Origin of the sequence: Streptomyces sp. NPDC021749 (assembly GCF_040640655.1) — a bacterium.
Taxonomy (GTDB): domain Bacteria; phylum Actinomycetota; class Actinomycetes; order Streptomycetales; family Streptomycetaceae; genus Streptomyces.
In genome coordinates this window covers 32959-49880 of record NZ_JBFACE010000050.1, presented here as the reverse complement: position 1 = coordinate 49880, position 16922 = coordinate 32959, and the positions used below count along the sequence as shown (strand labels likewise).

Annotated in this window: 19 protein-coding genes and 3 tRNA genes; 9 read left to right on the top strand and 13 right to left on the bottom strand. The window is 72.5% G+C overall.

All coding sequences use genetic code 11. From position 1 onward, the window contains the following. Positions 1-110 (bottom strand): phosphoribosylformylglycinamidine synthase subunit PurS (locus tag AB0G35_RS32915; protein WP_359807651.1); only part of this gene is annotated, 110 nt, incomplete at its 3' end. Positions 111-410: 300 nt separating this feature from the next. Here AB0G35_RS32915 and AB0G35_RS32910 point away from each other — a divergent pair. The 4 genes from AB0G35_RS32910 to AB0G35_RS32895 all read left to right on the top strand — a co-directional run bounded on the left by AB0G35_RS32910 (position 411) and on the right by AB0G35_RS32895 (position 1600). After that, entirely contained in the window at positions 411-731 is a 321-nt protein-coding gene (locus AB0G35_RS32910; RefSeq protein WP_030414484.1) for an Lsr2 family protein, read from the top strand. Positions 732-850: 119 nt separating this feature from the next. Continuing rightward, a tRNA-Gly gene (locus AB0G35_RS32905) sits at positions 851-922 on the top strand. A 74-nt stretch (positions 923-996) separates the two neighbouring features. Continuing rightward, positions 997-1069: transfer RNA gene (locus AB0G35_RS32900), tRNA-Gly, on the top strand. 455 nt (positions 1070-1524) lie between these two features. Beyond that, positions 1525-1600, top strand: a tRNA-Gly gene (locus AB0G35_RS32895). Between the two features lie 69 nt (positions 1601-1669). On the opposite strand, the gene AB0G35_RS32890 is transcribed toward AB0G35_RS32895, so the two are convergent. Together AB0G35_RS32890 and AB0G35_RS32885 are read right to left on the bottom strand one after the other, a co-directional pair. Then, positions 1670-2569, bottom strand: a complete 900-nt coding sequence (locus AB0G35_RS32890; protein WP_360957078.1) for a phosphoribosylaminoimidazolesuccinocarboxamide synthase — start codon at positions 2567-2569, stop codon at positions 1670-1672. A gap of 86 nt (positions 2570-2655) precedes the next feature. Next, on the bottom strand, positions 2656-2994 hold the full coding sequence (locus AB0G35_RS32885) for a DUF3140 domain-containing protein (RefSeq protein WP_360957075.1): 339 nt from the start codon (positions 2992-2994) through the stop codon (positions 2656-2658). A gap of 189 nt (positions 2995-3183) precedes the next feature. Between AB0G35_RS32885 and AB0G35_RS32880 the strand changes: the two genes are divergently transcribed. After that, positions 3184-3375: a DUF2795 domain-containing protein gene (locus AB0G35_RS32880; protein ID WP_360957072.1), complete on the top strand. Its 192-nt coding sequence runs from the start codon at positions 3184-3186 to the stop codon at positions 3373-3375. A gap of 66 nt (positions 3376-3441) precedes the next feature. After that, positions 3442-3888: a DUF2267 domain-containing protein gene (locus AB0G35_RS32875; protein ID WP_360957070.1), complete on the top strand. Its 447-nt coding sequence runs from the start codon at positions 3442-3444 to the stop codon at positions 3886-3888. Between the two features lie 205 nt (positions 3889-4093). On the opposite strand, the gene AB0G35_RS32870 is transcribed toward AB0G35_RS32875, so the two are convergent. From AB0G35_RS32870 to purD, 3 genes are all read right to left on the bottom strand, one after another. Beyond that, positions 4094-5575: a N,N-dimethylformamidase beta subunit family domain-containing protein gene (locus AB0G35_RS32870; RefSeq protein ID WP_360957067.1), complete on the bottom strand. Its 1482-nt coding sequence runs from the start codon at positions 5573-5575 to the stop codon at positions 4094-4096. A gap of 212 nt (positions 5576-5787) precedes the next feature. After that, entirely contained in the window at positions 5788-7599 is a 1812-nt protein-coding gene (locus AB0G35_RS32865; protein ID WP_360957065.1) for a hypothetical protein, read from the bottom strand. A 345-nt stretch (positions 7600-7944) separates the two neighbouring features. Continuing rightward, positions 7945-9210 (bottom strand): phosphoribosylamine--glycine ligase, encoded by a 1266-nt coding sequence (purD, locus tag AB0G35_RS32860; RefSeq protein WP_360957062.1) that lies wholly within the window; start codon positions 9208-9210, stop codon positions 7945-7947. A gap of 303 nt (positions 9211-9513) precedes the next feature. On the opposite strand from purD, the gene AB0G35_RS32855 reads away from it, so the two are divergent. Continuing rightward, entirely contained in the window at positions 9514-10314 is an 801-nt protein-coding gene (locus tag AB0G35_RS32855) for an SLATT domain-containing protein (RefSeq protein WP_360957059.1), read from the top strand. A gap of 69 nt (positions 10315-10383) precedes the next feature. Here AB0G35_RS32855 and AB0G35_RS32850 read toward each other — a convergent pair whose 3' ends face one another. The 5 genes from AB0G35_RS32850 to AB0G35_RS32830 form a co-directional block, all read right to left on the bottom strand. Continuing rightward, positions 10384-11034 (bottom strand): hypothetical protein, encoded by a 651-nt coding sequence (locus AB0G35_RS32850; protein ID WP_360957057.1) that lies wholly within the window; start codon positions 11032-11034, stop codon positions 10384-10386. Positions 11035-11173: 139 nt separating this feature from the next. Further along, entirely contained in the window at positions 11174-11842 is a 669-nt protein-coding gene (locus tag AB0G35_RS32845) for a GntR family transcriptional regulator (protein ID WP_360957054.1), read from the bottom strand. A gap of 112 nt (positions 11843-11954) precedes the next feature. Next, entirely contained in the window at positions 11955-13325 is a 1371-nt protein-coding gene (locus AB0G35_RS32840) for an aspartate aminotransferase family protein (protein WP_360957052.1), read from the bottom strand. A 187-nt stretch (positions 13326-13512) separates the two neighbouring features. Next, complete coding sequence (locus AB0G35_RS32835) at positions 13513-13758, bottom strand: hypothetical protein (protein ID WP_360957049.1); 246 nt, start codon at positions 13756-13758, stop codon at positions 13513-13515. Then, positions 13755-14036 (bottom strand): hypothetical protein, encoded by a 282-nt coding sequence (locus AB0G35_RS32830; RefSeq protein ID WP_360957046.1) that lies wholly within the window; start codon positions 14034-14036, stop codon positions 13755-13757. The genes AB0G35_RS32835 and AB0G35_RS32830 overlap by 4 nt, the downstream gene beginning before the upstream one ends. Positions 14037-14241: 205 nt before the next feature. Here AB0G35_RS32830 and AB0G35_RS32825 point away from each other — a divergent pair, with 205 nt between their 5' ends. Both AB0G35_RS32825 and AB0G35_RS32820 read left to right on the top strand, forming a co-directional pair. Then, a complete protein-coding gene (locus tag AB0G35_RS32825) occupies positions 14242-15156 on the top strand; it encodes a helix-turn-helix transcriptional regulator (RefSeq protein ID WP_360957084.1) in 915 nt (304 codons plus the stop codon). Beyond that, positions 15056-15328 (top strand): DUF397 domain-containing protein, encoded by a 273-nt coding sequence (locus AB0G35_RS32820; RefSeq protein ID WP_360957081.1) that lies wholly within the window; start codon positions 15056-15058, stop codon positions 15326-15328. The genes AB0G35_RS32825 and AB0G35_RS32820 overlap by 101 nt, the downstream gene beginning before the upstream one ends. Here the strand turns inward: AB0G35_RS32820 and AB0G35_RS32815 are convergent. Both AB0G35_RS32815 and AB0G35_RS32810 read right to left on the bottom strand, forming a co-directional pair. Beyond that, on the bottom strand, positions 15303-16115 hold the full coding sequence (locus AB0G35_RS32815) for a VTC domain-containing protein (protein ID WP_360957043.1): 813 nt from the start codon (positions 16113-16115) through the stop codon (positions 15303-15305). The two genes, AB0G35_RS32820 and AB0G35_RS32815, sit on opposite strands and share 26 nt — an antisense overlap. A 158-nt stretch (positions 16116-16273) precedes the next feature. Further along, on the bottom strand, positions 16274-16861 hold the full coding sequence (locus AB0G35_RS32810) for a Uma2 family endonuclease (RefSeq protein WP_360957040.1): 588 nt from the start codon (positions 16859-16861) through the stop codon (positions 16274-16276). Between the last annotated feature and the right edge of the window lie 61 nt (positions 16862-16922).

Genomic DNA, 16922 nt, shown 5'->3' with positions numbered 1-16922 from the left:
ACATCGGCGATCCCTTCGAAACCCAGACGAGGCAGTGCGCGCTGCACCGCCTGCCCCTGCGGGTCGAGGATCTCCGGCTTGAGCATGACGTCGACTACGACGCGTGCCACGGGCACTCCCGGTGGTGTGGTGCGTAAGGCGGTGCCCTCACAGTACCGTGTTCGAAAATCTACGCGCATAGATATCCTGCCTGCCCGATCACGGTGCGGTATCGGGCGGAGTGCACCCCAGGGAAAATCCTCGAAAAGATCCGGAGGCCGGATTGCGGGAAGACACGCTGACGAAATTAACTGGGCTTCACAATGCAATGCCCATCGCTGTACAAATGAAAAAGCATTGATCCCAATCAGCCGGATCCGGAGCATCACCCCACGTCAACACGGGGTCGCTCCACGAAAGGACCGATATCCGTGGCGCAGCGCGTAGTAGTAACGCTCTCCGATGACATCGACGGAGGAGAAGCCGCAGAGACGGTCGCCTTCGGATTGGACGGGAAGTCGTACGAGATCGACCTCAATCCCGCCAATGCGAAGAAACTGCGCGGCGCCCTCGCTCCCTTCGTCGAGGCCGGCCGTAAGCGGGCCAAGTCCGGCAAGGCCTACACCCGTACCGCGGTGACCCCCGACCCGGCCGCCGTCCGCGCCTGGGCCCGCTCGCACCAGATGGACGTCCCGCCGCGCGGCCGGATCCCCAAGAAGGTCTACGAGGCCTTCAACGCGGCGAACCACTAACCGACTTGCCGGCGTCCGCCGGCCCGGGCGCAGCCGACTTGCACAGCACCCCTACTGATCAGCTAGAGTCTGGAGCACGCCGAGGGGCGAGGCCGAAAGGCCGGGCCCCGAGGAGTCACGCGGGTGTAGCTCAGTAGTAGAGCGCCCCCTTTCCAAGGGGGAGGCGCAGTGTGCAATCCCTGTCACCCGCTCTGACAGTCTCGACCAGTCTTTTGGATCAGGTAGAGTAGCTGTCGCGCCACCGGTGAAAGCCGAGTGGATGCCTGCGGACGTAGCTCAGTTGGTAGAGCGCAACCTTGCCAAGGTTGAGGTCGCGAGTTCGAGCCTCGTCGTCCGCTCAGAATGAAGGCCCCGGTCCTTGTGACCGGGGCCTTCTGCATTTCCCGCCGACCGCCCGGAATCATGATCTGCAGGAATTGGCGTGAGGGATGTCACGGGCGCAGTGATCGAGAGGGAAGAGAACGCGTCGGGAGCTCGCAGATCGTTTTCCGGGTTCCGGGCGACGGCCACCGGCGGAGAAGGCGCGGACCCTCCGGGCCTTGCCGGCGGAAACTGTTTCGCCGGCTGGGGAGTTGGCGTTCGAAGGGGGCGGGCTCCCGGCTTCCGACGGCGCCGGGGCCGGTGTGCGTCTGGCGCCGGGGCCGGTGTGCGTCGACCGACCCTCGGTGGCCGCGTGAGCCGGCCGGGACGGATCCGTCCTGCGGCGGCGGTCCTCGGACGCCCCCAGGGTTGGCTATAGTGGACCCCGCACCGCGCGGTGAGCGACTGGAAACAGGAGCTCGGCACGGAGCATGCGGACGTAGCTCAGTTGGTAGAGCGCAACCTTGCCAAGGTTGAGGTCGCGAGTTCGAGCCTCGTCGTCCGCTCCATGGAGGAAGAGCCCCCGGTCGGTGACCGGGGGCTCTTCCCTTTGTGTCCGGCTGGGCGTCCGGCGGCCGTTACGACCAGCTCAGGCCGGTGAGGCGCTCGTACGCCTCGATGTACTTGGCGCGGGTGCGCTCGATGACCTCCTGCGGGAGGGCGGGCGGCGGCTGCTCGCCGGTGCGGTCCCAGCCCGAGGCGGGCGAGGTGAGCCAGTCGCGCACGTACTGCTTGTCGAAGGACGGCTGGGAGCGGCCGGGCTGCCACTGGTCGGCGGGCCAGTAGCGGGAGGAGTCCGGGGTGAGGACCTCGTCGGCCAGGACGAGGGTGTCGCCGTCGAAGCCGAACTCGAACTTGGTGTCCGCCAGGATCAGTCCGCGTTCGCGGGCGATGTCGCGGGCCCGGGCGTAGACGGCCAGGGTCAGCTGGCGCAGCTGGGCGGCGGTCTCGGCGCCGATCTGGCGGGCGACCTCTTCGTAGGAGACGTTCTCGTCGTGGTCGCCGACCGCGGCCTTGGTCGCGGGGGTGAAGATCGGCGCGGGGAGCTCGGAGCCGTCGTCCAGGCCCTCGGGGAGCGCCAGACCGCAGACGGTACGGCTCTGGCGGTACTCGACGAGGCCGGAGCCGGCGAGGTAGCCGCGGGCCACGCACTCGACGGGGACCATGCGCAGCGACTTGCAGACCAGGGTGCGGCCCGCCCAGTCGGCCGGGGCGCCGGGCGGGAGCTCGGTGGACAGCACGTGGTCGGCGGCCAGGTCGGAGAGCTGGTCGAACCACCACAGGGACAGCTGGGTGAGCACCCGGCCCTTGTCGGGGATCTCGCTGGGCAGCACCCAGTCGTAGGCGGAGATGCGGTCGCTGGCGACCATGATCAGCTCACCGGCGGCGTTCTGGTAGAGGTCGCGCACCTTGCCGGTGTGAAGGTGGGTGAGCCCCGGGACCTCCACGGGCTCAGGCTTTTCTACAAAACCGGACACGCTTCCTCCGCGTAGGTTGATCCAGGAGTCGTACCGATTCTCCCGTACGCCGAGGTACGGCGATGCCGCAGGGGTGCGGGGGCCCGCTAGGCGGGCTTGAGCGGGTCGTGGCCCATGCTCATCAGGCCGTGGCGCCAGGAGTCGCCGCCGGCCTGGGGGTCGCGGGAGGCGTCCCGTTGGGAGCGGACGGTGTCGCAGACCTGCGCCATGATCCGCGCGTCGTCCGCCGTGAGGTCGGTGCGGCGCTTGCCCAGGATCTCCAGGACCCGGCGGCCGGTGCGCTTGCCGGCCCGGTCGGGGACCTCCTCGGTCTCCTCGCCCGCCGCGTCGGTGCTCAGCCAGTCCTTCAGCTCGCGCGAGGTCATATTGACCAGGGCGTGGAACTCGTCCCAGAGCGTGTCGCTCACCGGTCCGGACTCCGCCATGACATGCCTCCAGAAGTCGGCCGTACGTCGGGTCTGTCGATGGGTTCCCGGCGCCCAGCGGCGACAAACCAGGGAGAACCGGGCGTATTTCTTGGGCGGTGGGGGCCGGCGGGCGGCCGGTTGGGCTCTTGAGGTGGTCCGCGGGGCGGCGGCGGTACGCGGCGCGCGGGAGCGGTTATTCCTCCCGGCATGAAGGTGAACCCCATCGAAATGCAGAAGTGCCTCGGCGGCGTCGAGTACCCCGCCTCGAAGGACGCCATCGTCAGTGAGGCCAGTCGCCACGGCGCCGGCAAGGACATCATGGACGCGCTGAAGAAGCTGCCGTCGAAGGAATATCCGTCGCCGGCGGAGGTCAGCAAGGAAATCGGCAAGGAGGGCTGAATCACTCCGCCTGTGATGGGCGGCGCGCGCCCCGGGTAGGTGACGGCTGGGAAGGGAGGCAGAACCATGCAGCATCACGAGTTCCTCGCTCTGGTGCAGGAACGCGCCTCACTGCCGGACCGGGGCGCGGCCGAACGAGCGGTCCGCTCGACGCTGGAGACGGTGGGCGAGCGGGTACCTTCCGGGCTGGCCCGGCACATCGCGGCGCAGTTGCCGCACGAATTGGCGGGCCATCTGACCCGGGAGCCGCAGCGGTCCGGCGGTTCCGCCGGGCCTTCGGCGGAACGGCCCGGCGGCCCTCCGGGCGACGGCGAGCGCTTCGACCTCACGGTCTTCGCCGCGCGGGTCGCCTGGCGCGGCGGGCTCTCCGAGCAGGCGGCCCTCCAGGAGGCGGCGGCGGTCTTCGAGGTGCTGGACGCCGCGTTGGCCCCGGAACTGATGGAGCACCTGAGCCACTCCCTGCCGCACGACATCCGGGAGCTGCTGCCGACGACCAGGGCCGAAGACGCGTAGCCGCTGCGCTCGGCGGTGCCGTGTAGGTAGCTGGGTGTCCCGGCGCGGGGCTCGTTGCGCGCGTACGGGGGCGCCGCGAAGCGGAACGGCGAGAAGCCCCGCGGCAGGACGGCCAGGTACGTACGGGGCGCCGCGAGCGCGATCGTGGCGGGGCGGGGCGGGGCGGGGCGGGGCGGCCAAGTGTGTGGGCGGCGGGCCGAAGTGCCTAGTCCCGTTTGCAGATGCGGTCGAGGAGGTTGGCGGTGGCGCGTTGGATGCGTTCGTCGACGTGGCCGGGGCGGTCCAGGGCGGGGGACCAGGCGAAGGTGCCGGAGGCGAAGACCAGGGCGCCACTGGGGGCGCGGTAGAGGGAGGTCTCCTGATGGCGGCGGTTGCCCTCGCCGTCGCGGTACGGGGAGTGCGCGAGCAGGATGCGGTGGGTGTGGTCGGGGAGGCTGGTGCGGGGGAAGTAGCGGTCGGCCTCGCCGGCGACCAGGCCGGGGAGTTCATCGCCTTCGTGCGCGCCGGTGGCCTCCCAGAGCCAGTGGTCGACGTTGCGGACGATCATCGGGGCCGGCTCGGGGACCCGGCCGGCGTACTGGATGCCCAGCAGGCGCTGCTCGGGGTCGCCCAGCTCGCGCCACAGGGCGGGGCGGCCGGGTCCCTGGCGTTTCCGGCAGGTGAGCAGGGAGTCGGGGCTGCCCGAGGGGGACGGGGCGAGCTCGACCTGCCAGTACATGGTGTTGGCGGAGAGGAAGACCAGGGAGGTGCCGGTGTCCCGGGCCAGCTCGACCGTGCGGCGCATCGGCACCGACCAGTACTCGTCGTGGCCGGGGAAGACCAGGCCGCGGTAGCGCGAGGGGTCGACCCGACCGGCGTGCAGATCGCGGGCGTCGGCGTAGGCGAGGTCGTAGCCGTAGCGCTCGGCCCAGCGGATGAAGTCGTAGGCGTGGCCGACGTGCAGGGGCAGGCCGGCGCCGGCGTAGGGGCGGTCGAAGGAGACGGTGGTGGCGGCGTCCTGCTCGCCGAGCAGGGCGCCCTTCTCGTCCCAGGCGTGGTAGAGGCTGGCGCCCGTACAGCCGTCCTCCGGGAAGAGGTTGTACGCCTGCCAGGTGATGTCGGGCAGGAGGAGCAGGAGGTCGGCGGGGTGGTCGTCGCGGACCGTGAAGGGGATGTGGGAGCGGCAGCCGTCGGCGGTGGTCAGGACCGCGACATAGGCGCCGAGCTGCCAGAACGCGGGGACCTGGAGGCGCCAGGACAGCCACCAGTGGTGGCAGGAGACGGTGCGGCCGGCGGCCATCGGGGGCGGCTGGACGATGCCGGACAGCCGGGGGCTGGTGGTGATCTTGGAGGCGCCGGCGCCGGCGTAGTGGCCGATGCGGTAGACGTCGATGCTGAACGGCTGGGGCGGGTCGACCGAGATCCGGAAGTCGATGGCCTCCCCCGGCGCCACCGCGCCGGAATTGGCGAAGCCCTTGATCTGGCCGTGCACGTCATCGGCGGTGCGCGGGCCGTCGAGCTTGCGGGGCGCGGGGGCCCGCAGATCGCCCTGGGCCACGGCGGGGTCGACGTACCAGGGGATGATGCGGCCGGAGTCGAAGTAGTTCTCGCTGCCGCGCAGCCAGGGCAGCGGGCCCTGCCCGAACGGGTCCGTGACCGCGTGGGCGAGGGCGCCCGACTCCCAGCGCCTGATCTGTTCCGTCGCCACCTTCCACTCCCCTCCCGCGTCCCCCACTGGCCGCGGCCGCTCGGGCCGGCGTTGCGTCCGGCTGGGTGAACCCGGCCACCCCCAGCACATCACATTACGCACTTACTCCATCACCCTTCGTCGTGAATTCAGATGCCTGTGGCTCCGAATCACGAAGGGAACATCACGAAGGGAACATTCAGCCGGTACGGCGGGGCACGTACGGCCCGGGGTCACACCAGGCGGACCGGCTTCTCCGGGCGCACGCCGACCGTCGTCAGCCAGCCGCGGAGCGGGCCCGCATCCCCGTCGTCGACCAGGCTGAGCACCGAGCTGCCCAGGTCGGACCGGCGGGCGCCGTTGACCAGCAGTGCGGGGCCGTCGAGCCAGTCCAGGCCGGGGACCGCGCCGGCGGTGTCCACCGCGGCGCAGCAGACCATGGCCGTGACGTGGTCGGCGAGCAGCTCCCGGCCCGTACGGGGCGGCTGCAGCGGGAACAGCGGCAGGCCGCCCTCCGCCAGGCCGTCGCCCCAGGCCACGCCCGCCGCGGCATCCTGGGCCGGACCGCCGCGGGCGGCCTGGCGGGCCGCCTCCTCGCGCTCCTCGCGCTCGACCTCCGCGCCCAGCCGGGCGGCGACCAGGTCGCCGGCGTGCGCGCCCTGGGTGAGCCGGTCGATGACCCGGTCGAGCGTCGGGCCCGGCGGCGCGGCGGACGCGGACGGCGGGCCGCCGGGACGCCCGTCGCCGGGCCGGTGGTCCGCCGGGCCGCCGCGGCCCGTGGGCGTACCGGCCGGGCTGCCGGCGTACGAGAAGGACGGGGCGGGGGACGGCTCCACCGGGGGCGTGGCCGGGGCGGGGCCGAGCGCCGGGGTCGGGAGGTCGTCGAGGACGCGGTGGAGGCGGGCCGCCTCCAGGCGCCACTTCCGGTCCACGACCTCTTCCGGGTACTGGTTCCAGCCGACCGGTGACCAGTCGGGTCCGGGCTCGGCCGGACCGCCGTGGAAGAGCCGGGCGGCCAGCAGGGAGGCGGCGCGGTCGATGGCGCCGGGCTCCTCCAGGAGGTCGCAGGCGGGGCGCTCGCCCAGCCGGGAGGCGAAGCCGTCGGCGAGGCGGTCGCGGCGGGAGAGCTCGGTGAGCGCGGAGACCACTCCGGCGTCCAGGCGGGACGGCCAGCGGCCCATCCGCCAGGCGGGCAGCGCGACCCGGGTCAGCAGCCGGTCCCAGCCCGCGTAGGCCAGGCCGACCTGCTCCTGGGCGACGATCCGCAGGCCGTAGTCGACGGTCTGGGCGCGCTCGGAGGCGGCGGCCGCGACGGCCCGTTCCATGATCGTGGCGTGTTCGCGGCAGGCGCGGAGCAGCAGCCGGGCCACCCGGCCGGCGAAGCGGAGCGCGGGGCCGCGCAGCGGGCCGCGGGCGCGGGCGGCGACCGCGACGGCGGCGTCCAGGCCGCGGATGAAGCGGCGGGCGGCGGCTATGTCCGGATGCGCGGACGGGCCCGTGCCGGCCACTACGGGGGCCAGCAGGGCGCGCAGCTCGGCGACCCGCATCCACCACAGGAACGGTGAGCCGATCACCAGGACCGGGGCCTCGGCCCGGCGCCCGGCACCGGACGCGGGCCCCCCGGCGCCCCGGGGCGGGCCGTGGGCGCGGTGCGTACGGTCCTCCAGCCAGCTGTCGCAGTCCGGGGTGAGCGCTATGGCGGACGGCGCGGGGACCTCCAGCCGGTCGGCCAGGTCACGGACGAGGCGGTAGAGGTCGGGGGCGGATTCCTCGGTGAGCGGCACGGAGGGGCTCAGGGCCGGCCGGGCGCGCGCGATCACGGCCCCGACCAGCGCGGCCAGGAGCAGGCCGACCAGCGCGAGTCCGCCGGCCACCCGGCCGGCCGGATCCCAGCCCGGGCCGAGACGGCCGGTGGCCCGGCCGACGGCCAGCACCACCGCCACCGCCGCGGGCAGCAGCGCCACGGCCAGCGCGGCGCCGCGGATCCGCAGCACGGCGAGGGCACGGGCACGCGCCGCCAGGACGCCTGTTTCCGGACTTGCCACGAGCCTGTACACCCCCTGCTGTCCTGATGGAGCCGGACGGAGAGAACAGTGGACGGACGCCTTCGAACATTGCGCGGTGTGGTGGAGCGAGCTCACTCACCACCACTGTGGCACCGGCCACTGACATCGCAATGCCGGTGAGCCACTTGCCGGACGTCCCCATGGCCACCGCACCGGTAGCGGACGCGGCGGCTGCAGGACGCTTGCGCGGCACCCTAGTTGCGGGGCCTCGTCCCGTCAGCCGGAATCTGGCGTGGTCACTCGATGGAATGGCTTTGGGCAAAGCCGGGAACCGGCGGTGCGGCGCCGTGGGCCCGGGGGCGCGGGACCCACGGCGCGGGCGGCTCAGGCGCCCGCGGCCTCCGCGGCGGCCTTGGCGGCGATGTCCGTACGGTGCTGGGAGCCGTCCAGGGAGATCCGGTCCACGGCCCGGTAGGCGCGCTCACGGGCGGCGGCGAGGTCCGCTCCGGAGGCCGTGACGGACAGCACCCGGCCGCCCGCACTGCGCACCGCGCCGCCCTCGTCGAGCTTGGTGCCGGCGTGCAGCACGTAGGCGTCGGGGGCGTCCTGCGCGGCGACGTCGGCCAGGCCCTCGATGACGTCGCCGGTGCGCGGGGTGCCCGGGTAGTTGTGGGACGCGATGACGACCGTGACGGCCGCGTCGTCGCTCCAGCGCAGCGGCGGCAGCGCGGCGAGGTTGCCGGTGGCGGCGGCCCGCAGCAGCCCGCCGAGCGGCGTCTTGAGGCGGGCCAGGACGACCTGGGTCTCCGGGTCGCCGAAGCGGGCGTTGAACTCGATCACCCGGACCCCGCGGGAGGTGATCGCCAGGCCGGCGTAGAGCAGACCGGAGAAGGGGGTGCCGCGGCGGCGCAGCTCGTCGACGGTGGGCTGCAGCACGCTCGCCATGACCTCGTCGACCAGCTTCGGGTCGGCCCAGGGCAGCGGGCTGTACGCGCCCATGCCGCCGGTGTTGGGGCCCTGGTCGCCGTCGTAGGCGCGCTTGAAGTCCTGGGCGGGCTGGAGCGGGACGACGGTCTCGCCGTCGGTGATCGCGAAGAGCGACACCTCGGGCCCGTCGAGGAACTCCTCGATGACCACGCGGTCGCAGGCCAGCGCGTGGGCGCGGGCCTGCTCGACGTCGTCGGTCACCACGACGCCCTTGCCGGCCGCCAGCCCGTCGTCCTTGACCACGTACGGCGCCCCGAAGGCGTCCAGGGCCTCGTCGATCTCTTCCGGGGTGGTGCAGACGTAGCTGCGGGCGGTCGGGACGGCCGCGGCGGCCATCACGTCCTTGGCGAAGGCCTTGGAGCCCTCCAGCTGTGCGGCGTCGGCCGACGGGCCGAAGACCGGGATGCCGCGCTCGCGGACCGCGTCCGCGACGCCCGCCACCAGGGGCGCCTCGGGACCGACGACGACCAGGTCGGCCTCCAGGCGCGCGGCGAGGTCGGCGACGGCCCGGCCGTCGAGGGCGTCGACCCCGTGCAATTCGGCCACCTCGGCGATGCCGGCGTTGCCGGGGGCGCAGTGCAGCGCGGTGACGTCGGGGTCGAGGGACAGAGAGCGGCACAGGGCGTGTTCGCGGGCGCCGCCGCCGATGACGAGGACCTTCACGACAGGCAGCCTAGACGAGTGGGCCGGGCGGCCGGACGGCGGACGGGCCGTCCGGAAACCGTCCGCCGCCGTGACGGCGACTCTTTCGGGTGAGATTCCCCGCCGTCCTCTACCCGATCCCGCACCACTTCTGGGCGGAAAGAGCGGGACCTTGGAGCCGAGGCCAGCCGTTCGGCGGTAGGAAGGGGGCGGCGCGCCACGGCCGTCCCGTACTCCCCCACGGCCCGAAAGGCATGGGAGGGACCCCCGTCGCAGGCACCGCACGTATCCGTTCCGTAGAGCGCGCAGAGAGGGAGTGCACGGGTGAGTCAGCCGGAGATGCAGCCCGAGGGGCCCCCTCAGCACGGGCACGGGGACCGCCCGCTCCGCCGGTACGGCGTCCGGGGCCGGACCCGACGGGACGTCGACGGCGTCCGGGGCCGGGCCCGACGGGACGTCGGCGGGCGGGCCTTCCCCCCGGGCGGCTGGGGCGATCCGGGCGACCGCCTCACCGCGCTCTACCTCTGGACCGAGGCCGGTGCGCTGCGCACCGCCGACTGGTACCTGCACGACCGGCTGGCCAAGCGCCGGGGCGCCCGGGTGCTCCGGCTGGGTGCCGCGGCCGGGGTCACGGGGGGCGGGGTGCTGCCGCTGCTGGACCTGGCCGGGGTGTGGGAGGGCGGGGCGCCCTGGGGCTGTCTGTCCCTGCTGCTGGCGGCGGTGTGCGTGGGCTGCGACCGGTATTTCGGGGTGACGGCCGGCTGGATGCGGGACCTGGCGACCGCGCAGGCGATCCACCGGCGGCTGGAGGCGCTGCAGTTCGACTGGGCGTCGGAGGGCATGCGGGAGGTGCTCGGGCCGACGGAGGGCACCGCGGGCGAGGCGGCCGAGCGCTGCCTGGGGCTGCTCCGGCGGTTCCACGAGGACGTCGGGGAGCTGGTGCGGGCCGAGACGGCCGACTGGATGGCGGAGTTCCGGACCGGGCCGGCGCCGCGGGCCACCCAGTCCGCGGAGCCGTGGGCGGCCCCCCGCCAGGAGCACGCCGGGCCGCCGGGCCGGTACGCGCTGCCGCACCGCGGCCGCCCCAACATGCCCCGCCAGCGCCCGCCGGAATCACCGCGCTGACGGCGGGCGGGGCGACGACGCTGACGGCGGGCGGGGGCGACGACAAGCCGCGCCCCGCCGCCCGCCGGATCAGCTGAAGACGATCATCGAGCCCTGGCCCAGGCTGCGGGTGGCCGCCGCGTGCAGACCGAGCCAGACATGGCGCTCCCGGGCGAACGGGCCGTCGTCCATGGGCACCGCCCCCACCCGCTCCTCCAGGGAGGTCGGCCCGGCCGGCGGCTCCGGTGCGGCCGGCGGATTGGCCGGATCGATACCGAGGGATGGCGCAACCAGTTCCAGGTCCCGCAGCAGACCGTGCGAGGAGCCCAGCGGGCCGCCGCCCTCCAGCAGTTCGTCGTTGGCGAGCGGGTGCGGGAAGTCCACCGGGACGTACGCGCCCGCGTGGTCGTAGTGCCAGACCAGGTGGGACTGCTGCGCGGTGGTCTCGAACATCTCCAGCAACTGCTCGTAGTCACCGCCCAGTTCGTCGACCGGGGTGACCTCCAGGCCGCACAGCCGCAGCAGGTAGGCGCGGCGCAGGAAGTGCAGTGCGTCGTAGTCGAAGCCCGCGACGGGGGCGACGTCCCCGGACAGGCCCGGCATGTAGCTGAAGACGGGGACCGGTGGCAGTCCCGCTTCCGTCAGGGCCTTGTCGTAGGCGGCGAGCTCTTCGGAGAACGGGTTGTCGGGGCTGTGGCACAGCACATCGACGAGGGGTACCAGCCACAGGTCACATGCCACGGGTGAGGACTCGCTTCCGGTCGGGGACAAGGACACCGGCGCACGCACAGCTACGGGTGCGGCCCATTACGGCCGAGTCGGGACAGCGTAGTGCCCGCGGCGCCATCCGACGAGAGCGGGCGCGCCCGGCGGCCACCGGCTAGCGGACCACGGCCAGGGCGTGCGCGTTGTGCTCGGCGATCAGCTGCTGGGCGGCGGCCAGGTCGCGCTGGACCAGGGCGTCGGCCAGGGCGCAGTGGCCGTGCCAGAGGCGGTTGGCGAGGTCGGGGGCGCGGCGCAGCAGCGGCACCGCGTACATCCAGGTCTGGACCCGGATGCGGTCCAGGAAGTCGCTGATGTAGGCGTTGTTCACGATGTTGCCGAGCTCACGCCAGAACCGCAGGTCGTAGCCGATGAGCACGTCCAGGTCGCCGGCCCGGGCGGCCCGTTCGGCCTCGTCGGCGCGGCGCCGGATGGAGATCAGCACCTCGGCGGGGGTGGCGGCGAGCGCCTCTTCGGCGCCGCTGCGGAAGATCCCCTCGATGACCAGGGTGCGGGCCTCGACCATGGCCCGGAAGTCGTCGGCGGTGAAGGCGTGGACCTTGAAGCCGCGGTGCTGTTCGACGTCGAGCAGTCCCTGGGCGCAGAGGTCGAGCAGCGCCTCGCGGACCGGGGTCGCGGAGACGCCGTACTGCTCGGCGATCTCCTTGACGGTGAACGGGTGGCCGCACGGCAGCCGGCCCGCGAGCACCTCGTCGCGCAGGGCGTCGGCGATCTGCTGGCGCAGGGTGCTGCGACGTATGACTGTGCTGTCTCCGCCGGCGGCCATCGTGTGCGTCTCCTTAGACGTCCCTGACCGCGGGTGGCAGCGGCCCCCGCCAACCATAGGCGAGGGCCGCGGGGTGCCGCTGCGTGCGGCGGCCGCTCAGGCGGCGGGGGCGTCAGTGCGTGTGGGCATCGGCCGCCGCCAGTGCCTCGTCGAGGGCGGCCAGGCCCTCCTTGGCCTCGGCCTCGGTGATCGTGCAGGCCGGGACGACGTGGGTGCGGTTCATGTTGACGAACGGCCACAGCCCGCCGCGCTTGCAGGCCGCGGCGAATTCCGCCATCGGGGCGTTGGCCGCACCGGAGGCGTTGTACGGCACCAGCGGCTCGCGGGTCTCCTTGTTCTTGACCAGGTCGAGGGCCCAGAAGACGCCCAGGCCGCGGACCTCGCCGACGGACGGGTGCCGCTCGGCGATCTCGCGCAGCCCCGGCCCGATGACCTTCTCACCGATCTCGGCGGCGTTCTCCACGATCCGCTCCTCGGCCATCGCGTTGATCGTCGCGACGGCGGAGGCGCAGGCCAGCGGGTGGCCGGAGTACGTCAGCCCGCCCGGGTACGGCCGCGTGTCGAAGGTCGCGGCGATCTCGGCGCTGATCGCGACACCGCCCAGCGGGACGTAGCCGGAGTTGACGCCCTTGGCGAAGGTGAGCAGGTCGGGGGTGACGCCGAAGTGGTCGGCGGCGAACCAGTGGCCGGTGCGCCCGAAGCCCGCCATGACCTCGTCGAGGATGAAGACGATGCCGTAGCGGTCGCAGATCTCACGGACACCGGCGAGGTAGCCGGCCGGCGGGACCATGATGCCGGCGGTGCCCGGGACGGTCTCCAGGACGATCGCCGCGATGGACTGGGGCCCCTCGAAGGCGATGGTCTGCTCCAGGTGCGCCAGCGCGCGCTCGCACTCCTGCTGCTCGGTCTCCGCGTGGAACGGCGAGCGGTACAGGAACGGGCCCCAGAAGTGGACCACGCCGGCGGAGGCGGTGTCGGAGGGCCAGCGGCGCGGGTCGCCGGTCAGGTTGATCGCCGCGGCGGTCGCGCCGTGGTACGAGCGGTAGGCGGACAGCACCTTGGCGCGGCCGGTGTGCAGCCGGGCCATCCGGACGGCGTTCTCCACCGCCTCGGCGCCGCCGTTGGTGAAGAAGATCTTGTCGAGGTCCCCCGGGGTGCGCTCGGCGATCAGCCGCGCGGCCTCGGACCGGACGTCCACGGCGAAGCCGGGCGCGAGCGTGCACAGCTTCCCGGCCTGCTCCTGGATCGCCGCGACGACCTTGGGGTGCTGGTGGCCGATGTTGGTGTTGACCAGCTGGGAGGAGAAGTCGAGGTAGCGGTTGCCGTCGTAGTCCCAGAAGTACGACCCCTCGGCGCCGGCGACCGGCAGCGGGTCGATCAGGCCCTGCGCGGACCAGGAGTGGAAGACGTGGGCGCGGTCGGCGGCCTTGACCGCCGCCCCGGCGGCGGGATCGGCGGCGGGAGAGGGGTGCGTCGTGGTCACGGTCAGTACCTCGGATCGGGTCGCTCGGGTCCGCCGAGGGATCGGCACGGCGAACGCCCCCAGCGTAGGGATCACGGTCCGCGGCCCGGTACCGACAGTCTGTATGGCGCTCACCACGCCCGCGGACACACTGTCGGCCGCCCGCGCGGCGGCCCGGAGGAAGCCCCAGGCCGCTCCATGGGCCCGCTCACGGCCGCGGCTCGCCCCTCCGCCGCCCCAGCAGGGCTTCCATGACCACCAGGGGATCGGGCGCCGCGGGCACGTGCGGCGCGCAGCCCGGGCAGGCGTAGACGTTCCAGCCGGGCCCGCTGTTCCCGTGCACCTCGGCGACGAGAACGGGCTCGTCCGTGATCCGCTCACACCTCACACACATGCGCAGGGGCAGCGGCCGCCCCGCGGCCCCGGTGGCCTCACCGGTCCCCTCCCCGCTCATCGGGCGACCTCCACGCCGTGGATCCAGTACGGGCCGGGGGCGTCGACACCGAGCGTGGCCAGTAGCAGGGCGTCCCGCCGAGCCCGCTGCTCATGCGCCACGAGGTAGGGGCGGACGAGGGGCGAGGCGTCACCGTCGATCGGCGTCTCGATCACCGGCCGACGCGGCCTGCGGTGCAGGGTCACACGGGGCTCGGGGACGGCGCGATGACGCCCTTGCGGACGGGGAGTTCGGAGAAGCCCCCACCGCGCGAGGCAGCGGGCAATACGCTGAAACATGTCGACGTTCTCTCTCGAAATTGCGCGTTGACCATGCCCCCGGACCGGTCGCGTCGGTCGCGGGGGTCTGTCGTTGCGGATCACTACGTTCCGTGCCTACATCGTTGCCGTGCGGCATAGGCTGCGGAAGGCGGTAGCTCCTTACTTCTCAAGCCGTAAGGACGGAAGTGACCCTTTGGCCAACGAAGTTGACCCCTCGTCATCCATGGCAGCCCTCTTCGGACTACGGGTCCGCAGACTCCGCGAAGCGGCCGGACTCACCCAGTCCGAGCTGGGAAAACGCGCCCATACGCACAGCACGCGGATCAATCAGGTCGAGCGCACGACGGGCTCCAAGCCGACCCTGAAACTGGCCCAGGCCCTGGACGGGGCCCTCGCCGCCGACGGCTTGCTCATCGACCTGTGGCCGTACGTCCACCGGGAGACGTTTCCGGACTGGTCGCGGAAGTTCATGGCGCTTTCGGAGCGAGCGGTGGCCATCAGGGAGTACGGCGCGGCTGTCGTGCCAGGCCTACTCCAGACCGAGGACTACGCCCGCGAAGTTCTGAGCGTCGGGCTGACGTTGAGGAGCCCCGAGCAGTTGGAAGAGCGGCTGGCCGCTCGACTCGGTCGTCAGGCGCGGCTCGCACAGCCCGACGGGCCCGACCTCTGGTTCGTCCTCGATGAAGCGGTCTTGCGGCGGCCCATCGGCGGTCCGGCTGTGATGCGGGCCCAGCTTGCCCGCCTGCTGAAGGCGGCCGACGATCCGCGCATCACTCTTCAGGTCCTGCCCTTCGGCAGCGGTGCCCACGGCGCCATGGGCTGGTCGCTCACGGTGCTGACGCTGCCGGACGGCCCGGAAGCGGCCTACATCGAAGGCGGCCACAGCGGCCAACTCATCGAGGAGCCAGAGGAGGTGAAGTCATACGCGGTCACTTACGATCAGGTTCGGGCTCTGGCCCTGCCACCGAACATGTCGCTCGACATGATCCGATCCGTCATGGAGGGGACTTACCTTGCTGAGCGCATCCCGTCCCGATCTGAGCACCGCAGTCTGGCGCAAGTCCAGCTACAGCAACGAGGAGGGTGGCAGCTGCGTCGAGGTCGCCGAGGGCTTCCCCGGCGCCGCCGCTTGGCGTAAGTCCAGCTACAGCAACCAGGAGGGTGGCAACTGCGTCGAGGTCGCCCCCAACCTCCCCGGCATCGTCCCCGTCCGTGACTCCAAGGACCCCCACGGCCCCGCGCTCGTCTTCCCCGCCCGCTCATGGGCCGCGTTCGTGGGAGCCGTCAGAGCGGACGAGTTCGCGGGCTAGCCGGTGGAAAGACCGTGTGGACGGCCTTCCGCCAGTGGGCCGCAGCCAGGTCCGGGCGGAGGGCGGACAGCCCGCCGCAGTACTTGGTGAAGTCCGCCGCCCGGACGCCGTAGCCGTGTAGCCACCGGTCGGCCGCGGTCGGCCGGCCGGTGGTCCTGGTCTCGACGAGGACCAGCCCGCCGTCGGCCTGTACCGTGCGGCCGGTCGCCAGGTCGCGGCAGTGCAGCGCCGCGTCACAGGTGATGCGCTGGCCGTCCGCCACGAACGTGGTGCGGGTGTATTCCGTTTCCAGGGCCAGGGCCAAGTCGGCGGGGGCGGCGATGCCGTACGAGCGGTCCAGTACGGAGGCCAGGAAGCCGCGCGGGGCCGGGCCGAGGGGCTCGTCCTCCGGCAGCAGCGGCTGCCGGTGCTTGACCGTTTCGCCGCGCCGCCCCCTCAGCTTGATCTCGAACTGCCGCTGCCCGGTGTCCTCGTAGCGCCGCTCGCGGATCAGATAGCCGGGCCGGTCGCCCTCCCTGTGGTCGTGAAAGAAGCGCAGGTCAGGGGTGTCGTAGTGGACCGAGCGGTAGCGGAACCAGCGCCGCCCGTTGATGCACAGCACGACGAACGGGCCACCGGGCCGGCGCCGGTCGGTCAGTTCGGCGGCGAAGGCGGCGAAGAGCTCGACCGGGACGAGGTAGCTGTGTCCGAAGCGGGCCAGGAGTTCGGCCCGTGCCTGGACGTCGGCGAGCGGTACCGGACGCGCGGCCATGGCGGCGCGGACGAGGGCTCGTAAGGCGGGAATCACACGGTCTCCTCGGCGGGCGGGGCGGGGACGGACGATCGTGCGGAGGCGGGCGAACGGGCTGTGCTCGTGCTGGTTCTACGTTCCACACCCGTGCAAGGTTCCGCCACACGGAATCCGACATCCGCCAGCGCGAAGGCGACAGCCCCCGCGCCGTGCCGTCAGCGCACGTAGTTCTTCAGAGCCTCGGTGTCGAGGGTGATGCCGACCGGGTCGGGGAGGGTGACCTGCTCGCCGAAGGGGGCACGGTGGATGTCGAGGTAACGGCCCCGCTCAGGGTCGGGGTTGGTGTGGACGACGACCTCGCAGTAGTCGCGGTCCACAAGGAGGTGGATGGGAATGCCCACCGCTGCGTAGGCGGCCGGCTTCTCGTGCCGGTCGCGGCGCTCGGTGTCGCCGTCGTACGAGGTGACCTCGACGGTCATCAGGACACCGTCGGGGTCCGACCACTCACCGTGCCCGAGGAAGTGTTCGTCCGCCGCCAGGACGCCATCCGGCCGGGCCCGACCTTGGCGGTATGCCTCGACCTTCACGCCGCGGCCGGTCGCATGCAGCCAGAGATCGGGGCGGTGCTGCATGCAACGCTTCTGCAGCCACATGATGATCGTGTCGTGGTCCCCGTCGGCCATCGGCTTTTCCTCGATCCGTCCGTTGATGAACTCCAACGTGACGGTCTCGGGCGCGGCGGAGGCGATCTGCTCGAACTCCTCCACCGACATGTATGACGTGCGCTCGGCCATAACCGTCATGCTGCACTCCTTTCGAGAGGAAGGCCAGTGTCGCCAGGCAGGGACAGTGCCGGTGGCATAT

Bases quoted from the DNA above. Each gene is read 5' to 3' on its own strand.
- AB0G35_RS32825 (WP_360957084.1), top strand. From the start codon at position 14,242: ATGGCAGCCCTCTTCGGACTACGGGTCCGCAGACTCCGCGAAGCGGCC.
- AB0G35_RS32880 (WP_360957072.1), top strand. From the start codon at position 3,184: ATGAAGGTGAACCCCATCGAAATGCAGAAGTGCCTCGGCGGCGTCGAG.
- AB0G35_RS32875 (WP_360957070.1), top strand. From the start codon at position 3,442: ATGCAGCATCACGAGTTCCTCGCTCTGGTGCAGGAACGCGCCTCACTG.
- AB0G35_RS32835 (WP_360957049.1), bottom strand. From the start codon at position 13,758: ATGAGCGGGGAGGGGACCGGTGAGGCCACCGGGGCCGCGGGGCGGCCG.
- AB0G35_RS32845 (WP_360957054.1), bottom strand. From the start codon at position 11,842: ATGGCCGCCGGCGGAGACAGCACAGTCATACGTCGCAGCACCCTGCGC.
- AB0G35_RS32885 (WP_360957075.1), bottom strand. From the start codon at position 2,994: ATGGCGGAGTCCGGACCGGTGAGCGACACGCTCTGGGACGAGTTCCAC.
- AB0G35_RS32810 (WP_360957040.1), bottom strand. From the start codon at position 16,861: ATGACGGTTATGGCCGAGCGCACGTCATACATGTCGGTGGAGGAGTTC.
- AB0G35_RS32830 (WP_360957046.1), bottom strand. From the start codon at position 14,036: ATGTTTCAGCGTATTGCCCGCTGCCTCGCGCGGTGGGGGCTTCTCCGA.